The 13,166-nt window shown below is 57.5% G+C and carries 12 protein-coding genes and 1 pseudogene; 6 read left to right on the top strand and 7 right to left on the bottom strand.

Annotation, left to right across the window (positions count from 1 at the left end):
• Nucleotides 1-166: 166 nt before the first annotated feature.
• The 3 genes from AC1D19_RS20390 to AC1D19_RS20380 all read left to right on the top strand — a co-directional run bounded on the left by AC1D19_RS20390 (nucleotide 167) and on the right by AC1D19_RS20380 (nucleotide 2,894).
• A complete protein-coding gene (locus AC1D19_RS20390; RefSeq protein ID WP_477764339.1) occupies nucleotides 167-1,186 on the top strand; it encodes a LacI family DNA-binding transcriptional regulator in 1,020 nt (339 codons plus the stop codon).
• A gap of 176 nt (nucleotides 1,187-1,362) precedes the next feature.
• Complete coding sequence (locus AC1D19_RS20385; protein ID WP_110749246.1) at nucleotides 1,363-1,899, top strand: 2,4'-dihydroxyacetophenone dioxygenase family protein; 537 nt, start codon at nucleotides 1,363-1,365, stop codon at nucleotides 1,897-1,899.
• Between the two features lie 89 nt (nucleotides 1,900-1,988).
• On the top strand, nucleotides 1,989-2,894 hold the full coding sequence (locus AC1D19_RS20380; protein ID WP_477764338.1) for a LysR family transcriptional regulator: 906 nt from the start codon (nucleotides 1,989-1,991) through the stop codon (nucleotides 2,892-2,894).
• 313 nt (nucleotides 2,895-3,207) lie between these two features.
• On the opposite strand, the gene AC1D19_RS20375 is transcribed toward AC1D19_RS20380, so the two are convergent.
• A complete protein-coding gene (locus AC1D19_RS20375) occupies nucleotides 3,208-4,134 on the bottom strand; it encodes an alpha/beta hydrolase (protein ID WP_477764337.1) in 927 nt (308 codons plus the stop codon).
• Nucleotides 4,135-4,257: 123 nt separating this feature from the next.
• Between AC1D19_RS20375 and AC1D19_RS20370 the strand changes: the two genes are divergently transcribed.
• Both AC1D19_RS20370 and AC1D19_RS20365 read left to right on the top strand, forming a co-directional pair.
• Complete coding sequence (locus tag AC1D19_RS20370; RefSeq protein WP_353740797.1) at nucleotides 4,258-5,196, top strand: LysR family transcriptional regulator; 939 nt, start codon at nucleotides 4,258-4,260, stop codon at nucleotides 5,194-5,196.
• 405 nt (nucleotides 5,197-5,601) lie between these two features.
• A pseudogene (locus AC1D19_RS20365) lies at nucleotides 5,602-6,007 on the top strand (Nramp family divalent metal transporter); the annotation flags it as partial.
• A gap of 45 nt (nucleotides 6,008-6,052) precedes the next feature.
• Here the strand turns inward: AC1D19_RS20365 and AC1D19_RS20360 are convergent.
• From AC1D19_RS20360 to AC1D19_RS20345, 4 genes are all read right to left on the bottom strand, one after another.
• Nucleotides 6,053-7,009 (bottom strand): 2-hydroxyacid dehydrogenase, encoded by a 957-nt coding sequence (locus tag AC1D19_RS20360; protein WP_477764336.1) that lies wholly within the window; start codon nucleotides 7,007-7,009, stop codon nucleotides 6,053-6,055.
• A gap of 33 nt (nucleotides 7,010-7,042) precedes the next feature.
• On the bottom strand, nucleotides 7,043-7,801 hold the full coding sequence (locus AC1D19_RS20355; RefSeq protein ID WP_477764335.1) for an SDR family oxidoreductase: 759 nt from the start codon (nucleotides 7,799-7,801) through the stop codon (nucleotides 7,043-7,045).
• A 42-nt stretch (nucleotides 7,802-7,843) separates the two neighbouring features.
• Entirely contained in the window at nucleotides 7,844-8,536 is a 693-nt protein-coding gene (locus AC1D19_RS20350) for a fumarylacetoacetate hydrolase family protein (protein WP_477764334.1), read from the bottom strand.
• Nucleotides 8,537-8,650: 114 nt separating this feature from the next.
• Nucleotides 8,651-10,000 (bottom strand): MFS transporter, encoded by a 1,350-nt coding sequence (locus AC1D19_RS20345; protein ID WP_477764333.1) that lies wholly within the window; start codon nucleotides 9,998-10,000, stop codon nucleotides 8,651-8,653.
• A 584-nt stretch (nucleotides 10,001-10,584) separates the two neighbouring features.
• Between AC1D19_RS20345 and AC1D19_RS20340 the strand changes: the two genes are divergently transcribed.
• Complete coding sequence (locus AC1D19_RS20340; RefSeq protein ID WP_477764332.1) at nucleotides 10,585-11,517, top strand: helix-turn-helix transcriptional regulator; 933 nt, start codon at nucleotides 10,585-10,587, stop codon at nucleotides 11,515-11,517.
• A 4-nt stretch (nucleotides 11,518-11,521) separates the two neighbouring features.
• Here AC1D19_RS20340 and AC1D19_RS20335 read toward each other — a convergent pair whose 3' ends face one another.
• Nucleotides 11,522-11,887, bottom strand: coding sequence for a response regulator transcription factor (locus tag AC1D19_RS20335; protein WP_477764419.1), 366 nt, complete (start codon nucleotides 11,885-11,887; stop codon nucleotides 11,522-11,524).
• A 44-nt stretch (nucleotides 11,888-11,931) separates the two neighbouring features.
• Nucleotides 11,932-12,924 (bottom strand): response regulator, encoded by a 993-nt coding sequence (locus tag AC1D19_RS20330; RefSeq protein WP_477764331.1) that lies wholly within the window; start codon nucleotides 12,922-12,924, stop codon nucleotides 11,932-11,934.
• Between the last annotated feature and the right edge of the window lie 242 nt (nucleotides 12,925-13,166).

Raw genomic sequence — 13,166 nt, 5'->3', positions numbered from 1 at the left:
CTTTAGGGGGTCTTCGGGTCCCCTCTTTTTTGTGCGCTCGAATCATCCCTTCCGATTTAAAAAATTGTTAGCATGATGATCGCTCCTACCTCGAAAAACCGAGGCTTGGACGCTGATTGGCGGCGATCGTCGGTCACCGCGTCGTTCCAGGAATGCTGACTTTCTAATGAAAAAAAATGAAAAGCCCAAACTTAAAGACGTTGCCGAATTGGCGGGTGTATCCATCGGCAGTGCATCCCGGGCGCTCTCAACTCCCCACTTGGTAAAACCTGCGACACTCGAAAAAGTTGCGGCGGCGGTCCTCAAGCTCGGCTATGTCCGGGATGGAGCAGCGAGGGCGCTCGCTTCGCGCCGGACCCACAGCATCGGTGCGATCTTTCCCACGTTCAACAACCCCGTATTCGCCGAAGCGGTTCAGGCCCTCCAGCAGCGTCTGAATGAGTTGGGTTACCACCTGATCATTTCGTCCCATGAGTATGATCAGGAGCGCGAGCTGATCAATGTGCGCAACATGATTGAGCGGGGTATCGAAGGGTTGTTGCTAGTGGGGACGGAACATAGTCCAGCAGTGTATGACGCGCTTGATGCCTCGCATTGCCCCTTCATCCTGATGTGGTCATTGGACGGTTCTCACCCTCACCATTGCGTTGGTTTCAGCAACGAAGAAGGGGGACGCATGGTGGCTAGACATCTTGTGGATCTGGGTCACAAGAATATTGCAATGATCAGTGGAGTAGTCGCCTACAACGAACGGGCTAAATACCGGCTCAAGGGGGTTGCAGAGACATTGAAGGAGGCGGGGATTGAGCTGGCGCCCACGCAGATCATTCAGCAGCCGTTTACGCTGGAAGGCGGCCGGGCGGGGCTCAGGATGGCGATGGAGCTGACGCCAAGGCCAACTGCAATTGTCTGTAGTACGGACGTAACCTGCATGGGGGCCATTGCAGAAGCGCGCTTACAAGGCATCCATGTGCCCACAGAGTTGTCCATTACCGGTTTTGATGACATCGACTTCGCGGCGGTCTCAGTACCAGCGCTCACGACTGTTTGTGTGCCCTCAACCGACATTGGCATCAGTAGCGCTAATAACATAATTGCGATGATCGAAGGCCGCCCGGTTGCCAGGCGTGAGCGCGTTCAAATTGACCTTGTAGTAAGGCAAAGCACCGCCCCTGTGAAGTCCTGATTCCGCCGGCTAAATGCCCGACGGAAGACTCGCGCCGCCTATGACTGTGCGTCACAGGTGGTTTGAAATTGTAGCTATTTTCATCGAGGGATCACTGCCATAACCTTTCAGTCAGCGGAAATCAGAGCGCAATCATCGTGCTGTGAATTCGTTAATAAAAACTGAGAGGTCCAGTAATGAATACTCCTGTCAAACCTGATGAACTCGCGATTCCGTATCAGTTGCCCCAAGTTCCCTACATGACGCCAGACATGGTTCACCCGGGTGTAATGACCCAATGGCTGGAAGATGACGAGTTGTGGGTTCCCGTCACCAAATCTGTTTCATTCAAGCCTCTTCTGCTCAACACCAGTGGCGGGTACTACATCAACCTTCTGCGTGTGCGTCAGGCCGGCGTCCTTTCTCGTCACCGGCACACCGGCGGCGTGCATGCGATCGTTCTGAAGGGGCGCTGGTATTACCTCGAACACGATTGGGTAGCCGAAGAGGGCTCTTTTGCGTATGAGCCACCAGGTGAAACGCACACTCTGTTCGTGCCTGAAGATGTCGAAGAAATGATCACCTGGTTCCACGTTCAAGGTGGCTACACTTACGTCGATCCTCAGGGTGTTGCAGTGGGCTATGAAGACGTTTTTACCAAGCTCGAATCCGCCCGCGCTCACTATAAAACGCTGGGTTTGCCAGACGACTACATTGAGCAGTTCATCCGGTAACTCGGACCATAAAAAAACGCGCTTCGGCGCGTTTTTTCTTATGGTCGCTCAGGGAGCATGAGTCTGAACAATTTACGTTAGGATAGGGCATGGACAATTACTCACAGCTACTCGCCTTTATCTGGTCTACCGAGTGTGGAAGCTTTTCGGCTGCTGCTCGCGCTCATAACATCACGCCATCGGCAGTCAGTAAATTGATCACTCGATTGGAGGACCGACTGCAAGTTCGGCTTTTCCAGAGAGGGTCACGCATTCTGACGCTGACCGAGGAGGGCACCGCTTACCTGCGTAGTGCCAAGGCAGTCGTTGAGGCCATGAACGAGGCTGACTCCCTGGCAGAAGCTTTACCCTCGAGAGTCAGTGGAACCCTTCGTATTCACACCATGACCTCTTTTGCCAAGCACCAAATAGTGCCTTGGCTTCCTGAGTTTCTGGATTTGTATCCATCACTGGATGTTGAGATTCAGTTGGGCGCGCAATTCGTTGACCATTTCGAGCAGGGGCTCGATATCGCCATCCACAGCGGAGTGCTGCCCAGCTCTTCGCGTATAGCCAAGCGAATAGGTGAGTGTGAATGGCTGATCTGTGCGTCGCCGCAGTACCTGTCCGAGCATGGTATTCCGGCTAAACCGGCAGATCTGTTGGACCACCGATGCTTTAACTTCAGCTTTGTGAGCCCTTGGAACAAGTGGTCGTTTCTTCAAGACGGTGAGGGTGTCTCGGTCCCCGTTACAGCCAGTGCGTCTTTTACTCAAGGTGATCTACTGCGAGACATGGCCCTGTCGGGGGCCGGGGTCGTAAAACTTGCCGATTTCCACATTGGACTCGATGTAAAAGCCGGAACGCTGGTGGCTCTGCTGGAGGAGTTCAAGTCAGGGGTTATTGAACCTATCTATTTGTTGTATTCAGATCGAAAACACCTGAGTCCACGCATTCGGGTATTTATCGAGTTCTTCCAGAACAAATGGCGTCAGAATCCTTGGAAGGTGACTTGAAAATCGAACCAGAGTAGAGCGTGATGGTGTTAGTGGAAGCGTTCGCAGTGCGGAGTACCGCGTGATTAATCGGCCAAACGTTATTTAGCATTACACAGACGTTGTTGCCCTCTAACTTCCAATAGCTCGACAAAGGCGCGTACCTTCTCGGGACGAAAACGTGGCAACTCGGATCTTACCTGTGTTTCGGTGGGTTTGATGTGCGAGGACCCTCCGGCGGCGATCAGCGTCTGTTAGCCATTTGTCCAGTGATGGCGGCCCTATGGGGCAGAAGCGCGACAACCGGGAAAGCTGTCGCGCTCTGACATTCGACTCAGCGGTAGGCGTCGACCAGACCAGCCTCAATGAAGCGTACTGAGCTCTCCATCGCCTGCTGACCTTCTGGCAGCATGCAGGAGTAGAAGTGCCAGGCGTGGAACATTGCAGGCCACACTTCCAGATTGACTCGGACACGGTTGTCCGCCAAGTGGTTTGCAAGGCGCATAGCGTCACTTAGCATCAGCTCGTTCTCGCCAATCTGTACCAGCATTGGTGGGAGTCCAGTGACGTCCGCAAAAACAGGAGAAGCCAAAGGGTGGTTGGCCAGCGTGTCGCCCAGGAACGCTCTGGCAAGGATATCCAGAACAGGCTTGGAGTTCAGCGGATCGAGGCCTTCACGGTTGCTCATGGAGGCGCCTGTGTGTTCAAGGTTTGCCCAAGGCGAGATGGAGGAACCGACCGCAGGCAATGGAAGCCCTTTGGATTTTGCCGCCACCATGACGCTTACAACCATCGCGCCGCCAGCTGACTCGCCTGAAAATGCAATCTTGTTTGCCGGGATTTTTTGTTCAAGCAACCACTCATATGCGCGCAAAGTGTCGTCGATGGATGCTGGAAACTTATGCTCTGGAGCAAGGCGGTAGTCAGGCATGTACACCCGGGCTCCAAGCATTTTTGCGTAGTTGCCGCCAATGCCATGGTAGCCGTCAGGACGACCAACTATGTACGCCCCACCGTGGATGTACATTAAGACTGCGTCGGTCTTGACCTCATCCGGAGTTACCAGCGTGCCAGGGACACCGCCCATGTCCACGCCTTCAAACTTGACCCCAGCAGGCGCCGGATTCTGCGCAAGCATTTTTGCATAGGAATCGCGGATATCGCTCATTTTCGTGTTGGTATCGATTCCCTTAAGAACAGGTACCAAATCGCTCAGGCTGTTGGCCCAGGTTTGAACGGCTGTTTGTACTTCGGTATTCATATTGACCTCAATAGATCGGTGGGCAAGGGAGTGTCTAATTGAGATATTATTCTTATTATTAGGGAATTTGGTTCCCTATAACGGGTGCAAAGGCGCCCCACCATCGTGAGAAGCTGAGGTCGTATGGAAATTCATAACCTGAACGACATCGCCGCTTTCGTAAGTTCAGTAAATTCTGGAAGCTTCACTGCAGCGGCCAAGCAACTCGGTCTTACCCGTTCGGCAGTGGGTAAGTCGATTGTCAGGCTAGAGACCCGATTGCGGGTGCGTTTACTCAACCGCACAACCCGCAGCCTGAGCATGACGGATGACGGTCAGGTTCTATATGAGCGATGTGTTGGGGTCTTACAGGATCTCGACGATGTTGAGGACGCGCTCGCGTTTCGTCGTTCGACACCTAGTGGGAGATTGCGGATGAGCCTGCCAGTTGCCTTGGGCAGGCTTCACGTTCTTCATCACATCGAATGCTGTTTGAAAGATTGGCCCTCGCTCAGCATCGACGTCACGTTTTCGGACAGGCTGGTAGACCTGATCGATGAGGGGTTCGACTTAGCCATGCGCATTGGCCCTCCCAAGGAGGACTCTCGATTGCTCACGCGCACGGTGGCTTATCAGCAAATGATCACCTGTGTTTCGCCCAAGTATCTGGCTGAGCATCCAAAGCCTCAAACACCCGAAGATCTGTCCGCGCACGAGTGCCTGCATTTCGTGAGCGGGGGGAGATTGCTTCCCTGGAATTTCCGTGTGAAAGGTCAGCCTGTTTCGGTCACTCATGCTGGGCGGCTGCAGATGGACAGCGCAGAAGCGTTGCATCAAGCAACTATCGCAGGCTTGGGAATTGCGACGCTTCCGTCCTACGTGGTTAACGATGAGCTACGCAGCGGCAAGCTCGTTCAACTGCTTGCAGAGTATGTCGAGGCAGCAGAGCCTATCCGTGTGATCTACCCGAGCAAGCGACACCTGTCTCCCAAGGTACGCCTCTTCATCGATAAGCTTGTAGAGGCATGGTCACCTTGTCCGCCATGGGAGCAGCGTTCGGCTGACAATGTCCGTCCTGCTTGATGGGAGGATTTTGCCAAAGGAGTGCAGTCCCTACCGAGCATGCGGCATGCTGATTCATTTGTCAGTCCAAGTGCTGTGTCCGCCCCCGATGTAGTCAGTGATCCTATTGATGCTGGAAAACCGCCAAGGCTGTTGCCGCTGACCGAAATACTGCCGTTAGACGATTGGGAAGCAGTGGCCGCAGTTCAGCAGGACAAGCTCGTGACAGATGTACGCGAAAGCATCGGGGATGCCTGCTGTAATCGCTATGACCTATTCAAACGACGTGAGTCACAAGTACAGGTAAGGTGGCAGGTCTTCACTTGGCCTGTTTAACGCCCAGCGAACGCTGTGACAGCTGCCGCAATTGTGGTCGCAACGGCAATTCAAGGAACGAATAACCTTGAGTTATTCGCATACTGGTTACCCAAGGGCGCTCTCCTCAAGACCTTGGGCGACCTGGGCAAGGCACTGTAAATTTTCTTCGGCCCGATCGGTTGGTACGTATTCTTCATCGGCGTATTCGCGACGCTGTTTGCCAGTATTTCAGGCAAGACCACCGCGTCCCGATGCTGATTACCGATGCCTTGTGACGCCGTTGGTCTGGTCGTTGCCAGGCATGCCGGATTTCGTGACCCTGACCATCGGTGTCAGCGCGCTGAACATCATTGGCATGCCGGTCATTTCCCTGGGCCCGCTGATCATGTCCAACCAGAAATCGCTGCTGGACAAGAAGTATCGCAACAGCCTGTTTGAAAACGTCGCGCTGCTGTTTGCGACAGGCCTCGCGCTGTGGGTCGCCTTCCAGTTGGGCGTCGATCTGTTCACCTGATATCGAGCCGTCGAGGGGACGCAAGGTCCCCTCGGTAGCCACCCTTCAGTCAGTCACAGAACCCTGCGGTATTCTCCCGGCGAAACTGTCCACCAGGCTCGCCACCACCATCTCGCCCATCCGCGTGCGGGTCTGCAGCGTCGCACTCGCGCGATGGGGCTGTAGCACTACGTTCTCTTTACCAAACAGTGGCTCGGGCACGTTCGGTTCATCGACAAACACATCCAGCGCCGCACCCGCGATCTCACCGGCGGCAAGCGCTGCCACCAGATCGACCTCGTTGACCAGCTTGCCACGCGCCACGTTGATCAGATACCCACTTGTGCCCAACGCTTGCAGCACTTCGGCATTGATGATGGCTTCAGCCTTGTCGGCAGCGGCGGCGAGAATCAGCGCGTCACTGTTGGCCGCGAGTTGCTTCAGATCGGCAACGAAGGTGTGGTTCACATCGCTCATTGGCTGCAAATCGGTGTAACTGATCGGGCAGCCGAACGCTGCGGCCCGGGTCGCCACGGCACGGCCGACCCGGCCCATGCCGACGATGCCGATGCGCATGCCGGACACCTGACGCGCCAACGGCAGCGGGGCCAACGGCGTCGGGCTATGGGGCCACTGGCCCGAACGCACGTAACGATCGCTGGTGCACAGGCCCCGGCAGACGGCAATCAACAAGCCGATGGCCAGGTCGGCGACATCTTCGGTCAGCGCACCGATGGTCGCGGTCACGCGAATTCCGCGATCCCTGGCGTAAGCCAGGTCGACCGCATCGGTGCCCACGCCATTGACCGCCACCACTTCCAGTTTCGGCAGTTGCGCCATGAGTGCCTGGCTGATACCGGTATGGCCGCCGGTGATCACCCCGCGAATGTTCGCGCCGTGCGCCTGCAAATAAGCCGGCTTGTCGGCCTGCTGGAAGTAACGTCTGACGGTAAACAGCTCATCGAGCCGCGCGTTGATTTCGGGGATCAGGATCGGGCTGAGCTGCAAGACTTCTGGCTTCATGTAAACCTCGTGTAGCGCAATAAAAAGGCCGGTTCAACCGCGACCGGCAAACGGCATGGCGCTGGCCATGACGGTCATGTTCAAGACGTTCGCCTCCAGCGGCAGACCGGCGATGTAGCGCACGGCATCGGCCACATGCTTGACGTCCACCATCGGCTCCACGGCGATGGTGCCGTTGGCCTGGCGCACGCCTTTGGTCATGCGCACCGACATCTCGGTGAGGGCGTTGCCGATGTCGATCTGGCTGCAGGCGATGTTGAATTCGCGCCCGTCCAGGGCCAGGGATTTGGTCAGTCCCAACACCGCGTGTTTGCTGGCGGTGTAGGCGCTGCTGAACGGGCGTGGGGTATGGGCCGAGATCGAGCCGTTGTTGATGATGCGTCCGCCCTGTGGCTGTTGCCGGCGCATCAGTGCGAAGGCTCCACGGGCGCAGAGGAAAACGCCGTTGAGGTTGGTGTCGATCACGTTGCGCCACTGCTCGAACGTCAGCTCATCCAGCGGCACGGCGGGGGCGTTGACCCCGGCGTTGTTGAACACCACGTCGAGGCGTCCGTATACCTCGGCAATGGTTGCAAACAGCGCATCGACACTGGCCGGATCGCGCACATCAGTGGGCACCGCCAAGGCTTCGTGTCCCTCGCTGAGCGCCAATTCGACCAATGTCTGCAACGGCTCCGGCCGGCGCCCGGCCAATACCAGGGTGAATCCGTCGGCCATCAGGGCCAGCGCCACGGCGCGGCCGATTCCGCTACCGGCGCCGGTCACCAGGGCCACTTTCAAAGGACTGTTCATGTTGTTATCTCCTTTTTCAATTCACGAGGGCGTGTGCCGGGTTCAAGGTCGCTGACCGACGCGCATTTCCAGTTGGCCGATGCCGTCGATCCCGGCGTTGATGATGTCGCCGGGTTGCAGCACATCGACGCCTGCCGGGCTGCCGGTCATGATCAGGTCACCGGCCCGCAGCGCCACCGACTGCGAGATGCGGCTGATGATTTCACTGACCGACCAGATCTGGCTGTCGAGGCTGTCGCGCTGGCGCTCTTCGCCGTTGACGTTCAGCCACAAATCGCCGTCCGGGTGTCCGGCGCGAGTGACTGGCGCGATGGCGGTCATCGGCGCGGCGCCGTCGAACACCTTGGCACCTTCCCACGGCAAGCCATTGCTCTTGGCCGCGCGCTGGACATCACGACGAGTCAGGTCAAGCCCGGCGGCGTAGCCCCAGACATAGGCCAGCGCCTGACTCTGCGGAATATTGGCGCCACCTTCACCAATGGCGACGACCAATTCGATTTCGTGGGCAAACTCTTCGGTCAGCGGCGGGAACGCCACTTCACCCAACGCATCCACCACGTTGCTCGCCGGCTTCATGAAAAACACGGGCGGCTGGCGGGACTGGCCCTGGGTGTCTGGCCAAGGGTAGTTGCGGCCGACGCAAAATACCCGGCCAACGGGGAAACGCTGCTGGCTGCCGGCAACTGGCAAGGTCACGGGTAAATCCGGAGTGAAAACGTATTCGGTCATAGTCATTTTTGTCGTGGTCCTGTTGGAAGCATCAGCCTACGGCGGCTTCGTTTTGCGAAGTTGGACGAAAGCCGCCTCGTGTTGGAGAAAAACGCTTTTCTGCGCACATGTTTTCCGGGCTCAGCGTGCCTTGAGCTCGATGCGATACAAGCGACCGAGCAACAACGAATAGGACAGGGTGCCAATCAGCGCCACGCCGCCAATGAACCAGAAGGCGTAGGCAAACGAGCCCGTCGCGTGGACGATGGCGCCAATCACGATCGGGGTGACGATCCCGCCGATGTTGGCGGCGAGGCTGGTGATCCCGCCGGTCAGGCCGATCAGCTCCTTGGGCGCGACTTCCGATACGGCTGCCCACGACGACGAAGCGATTCCCTGGGCGAAGAAGGCAATGGTCAGCACGGCAATGCAGATCACGTTCGAGTCGGTGAAATTCACCAGCACAATCGACATACCCAGCATCGATCCGACCACCAAGGGCAACTTGCGAGCGAAGGACATCGAATAGCCGCGGCGGATCAGCAAGTCGGAGACGATGCCGGCCAGCAGAATGCCGACGGTTGCGCCCACGAACGGCAGCACCGCGAAGATCCCGGCCTTGATCATGGTCAGCTTGCGTTCTTCGATCAGGTACGTCGGGAACCAGGTCAGGAAAAAGTACAACGCCGAGGTACTGGCGAACTTGCCGATGCAAATCGCCCAGATCTGCCGATAGCTGAACAGCTCGGCGATCTGCCGCCAGTTGAACCTGGTGCGTTCCTGACTGCTCTTGACCAGTCCGCCCCCGGCTTCGATGTACTTCAGTTCTTCCTGGCTGACGTTCTTGCAGCTCAGCGGATCGCGGTACAGGTACAGCCAGATCACACCGAATACAATCCCTAGAATCCCGGTGCTGTAGAACACATGGCGCCAGTCATAGGTCGTCGCCAGCCATAACAGCACGCCGGTAAACAGCGCGGTGCCCAGATACTGGCCGCACACGTAGATGCTGCTGGCCATGCCCCGTTCGCGGGCCGGGAACCACACCGTGACCGCGCGGCTGTTGGCCGGAAATGCCGGAGCTTCCATGGCACCCACGGCCAGGCGCAGCCCGAACAGCGAAGCGAATCCCGTGGCAAAGCCCTGGCACACGGTGACCGTCGACCAACTGATCAGCGACACCCCGTAGGTGAACCGGGAACCGAAGCGATCGGCGATGAACCCGGCGGGGACCAAGGCGAGTGCGTAGGTCCAGGCAAACGCGGAAAAAATCAGGCCCATTTCGATCTTGTCCAGGCCCAGATCCTTGGCCATGAACGGTGCGGCAATCGAGATGTTCACGCGGTCGATGTAGTTGATGATGGTCGCAATCAGCAGCAACGACAGCATGAACCAGCGCCGGCGCGTTGGCAGGCGCTGAGGCAGTGCGGCGTCCCGGGCGCCGACGCTCACCGACGGCGCGGTGGACGGGGAGGTTTGCGAGTTCGACATGAGTAGACCTTTTTATTGTTAGCAGAATCGAGATGTTTGCGCGCAGCCGAAGCCGTTGCCTCCAGTGCCGGGGCAGAGCAATTGCTACGTGAGCGAGAGACGCGGACAGCCGCTGTCAGGCGCTCAGATACGCCTTCGGTCAGAGGCGTTCGGGGGAGGGGTCGCGAGGGGAAAAAGCGGATTCATGGGGGCGCACCTTTTGATTGTTTTTGGACGGGTCGGGCTGCATTGGCTGTCACAGTGGTCGTACAACCTCTCAAAATCAACGGAGGCGTTAGATCGTTTTTTCTCCTTAAAAAGGCGATTCATGCAGGTGTCCAAAAAAAAACAAATCAGCTCATTTCCACCGTTCTGCCTCATCTGTTTAATAACTCTATGTTTTTAAATGATTAATTATTTTTGTGTGCGCGTAGTTTTTTGGACAGACGACACATCACACATGGATACAATTAACTCTCTGTATGTTGTTGTCATCCTATGACGTGTTGAAGCCAACGGTGTCTGCCTTCACAATCATCGCGGTCGCCGCCTGCGTCGCGGCGCGACGACAACCTATCCATGTACCTGTCGAGGATCCTCAGGAAATGTCGTCTCCGAGCCGAGTACCCACCTACGTCATGCAGCAACGCAGCGAATTGACGGACTTCTACATTCGCGACAAAAAGGGCCGGCTCGCCGAAACCAGCCCGCATCGCCATGAGTATTTCCAGATCCAGGTCAACCTCGGTGGCGATACCGTGCAGCACATCGGCAGCGTCGAACGTCCGTTTCCGCGCAATACGCTGGCCTTCATCCTGCCGCATCGCGTGCACGTGATTCCGCATCCGGCCGACAGCAATTTCATGGTGATCAATTTTTCCCAGACCTTCCTGCTGCCGCACTTGCAGTGCGACCCGATGGACCTCGAGGAAGTCTCGATTCTGCTGGCGCCGGAGTTGTCGCCGTTCCGCTTTCAGGAGCATCTGGATTTCATTCTGGCCGATGAGGATTTCAGCAAAGTCTGTGGCTTGATCGAGCAGATGCGCGTGCTCGATGAAAACCGTCACTTCGGCACCCGCGAGATCCTCAAGGGCCTGCTGCTGCAATTGGTGGGGAGCGTCTGTGCCCTGTATGCCGAACCGCTCAAACGGCTGGCCGAAGAGAATGCCGCCGAAGTCAGCCGACGCGACGCACTGAGCCGAATGTCCGAGTATTTGCGCAAGAACATCGCTGACCCCGACCTCAACCTGATCAAGGTTGCTGCCGCGACCTACCTGTCACCGACGTACCTGACGCACTGGTTGCGCAAGGAAATCGGCAAGACCTTCACCGAACTGGTGCTCGAACGCCGGATGCACGCGGCGCGCAATTATCTGCTCAATGGAACGCGGCCGGTGGGGGAGGTGGCGAGGTTGTGCGGTTTCGCTGACGAGGCTTATTTTTCGCGACGCTTCCGCCAGATCCACGGCCAGCCTCCAGGGCAATTCAGGCGTCAGCAACTCAATCCTGATACGCCGCAATCGCCGTCCAACACGTGACTGTTCAACGCTCGCATTGAAGCGCTAACTCGACGGCGCTCAGCAAGGCATCGCCGCTGAACGGTTTACGCAAGCATTCGATGGGCTCATAGCGGTTGGATTCAGCCAATATCGCTTCATCCCAATGTGCCGACATGCAAATCACCGGGAATTTTCTGTCCTTGAGCGTCAGTGCGTGCATGACGTCTATCCCTGACAGGCCGTTCATTTTCAAATCCAGCAACAGACAGGCGATGTCATTGAAGTTTTCGAGGGCCAGGAATTCCTCGCCCGAGGCGAATACCCGGGCGCGGTATCCGGCCGACCGAAGCAGGTTGGCCAGGCTTTTGCGCACGGACGCATCGTCGTCCACGATGCAGACGATGATCATGACGCTGCCGGATGATCCGGGGGCGGTGCAGCCAGTGTCGATCGTCATGAAGAACCCTGCGTGCCAAACGCCGGCTCGGCGCTGATCAAGCCATACAGGCTGACCAGACTGACCAGCGAGCGCGTCTGCATCTTCTCCATGATGTGTTTGCGGTGGACTTTGGCTGTGACTTCACTGGTGCCCAATCGGTTGGCGATGTGCTTGTTGGACAGACCCGCGACGATCAGCGGCAGCACTTCGTGTTCGCGGGGGGTCAACAGGGCGGCCCTTTGACGGGCACTCTGAGTGCGTTGCCATTGCTCGAACGCCGTCGCTGCACGCTGACGGGTGGTGCGCAGGATGTCCAGCAACTGGCCGTCGTTGAAAGGCTTGGTCAGGAACTCGACCGCTCCCGCTTTCATGGCCTGCACCGACATCGGGATGGTGCCGAAACCGGTCATGAAAATAACCGGCCACGGAAGTCCGCGCCGCCCGAGTGTGGATTGCAGTTCCAGGCCTGTCGCCTCGGGCAGGCTGACGTCCAGCAACAAGCAAGCGGGGCCGATGTCGAGGTCAGCGCTGAGCAATTCTTCGGCCGAGGCGAATATCCGGTGCACGATGCCTTCGGCCCGCAGCAGTCGGCTCAACGCTGTGCGCACGGAGGCTTCATCGTCCACGATGAACACCGGCACGCTGTCAGGATCGATCCGCTGCGGATCCTCGGACGCCAAGGGGCCCGGGGCCGCAGGGTGGAACAGGGGCAGGGGCGGTTCACGTTCTTTCAATAATCGGTAACCTCGGCGCGGGACCGTCTGGATGAGCTCTTTTTCTCCGAGCAACTTGCGCAGCGAGGAAATCTGCACCTGCAGATTGTTTTCCTCGACGACGGTGTCAGGCCAGACCTGTGTGATCAATTCATCTTTGCTGACGATTCGGCCATCGGCCTGCATCAGCACCGAGAGGATTTCGAACGCCCGGCCCCCGACACGCAGCGGCCGTCCATCAAGAAAGGCTTCACGCCGTTCCAGGGAAATAGTGGCTTGGCCGAGTCGGATCATACGTTCCTCTGCACTGCGTTGACGGGGAGTGACGCCGGAACGTCGTTTCATCAGGGCTACACGCTAGGGTGCGTTCTCAGTTAGTTTTCACGGGAAAACTAACTGAGAACGCACCCTAGGGGACGGCCTCGCATAATGCAATTATCCCGAGGGATAACACGCGGCGATTTCAGTGCGCAAAAACCACAGGCGACGGGGGCCCTCAACTGCCATTCTGGTGCCAATGACGGACAGGATTGCTC

The organism is Pseudomonas sp. P1_C12, from assembly GCF_056406435.1.
The sequence above is the reverse complement of the archived record's forward strand: the minus strand, read 5'-3'. Positions and strand labels throughout refer to the sequence as shown.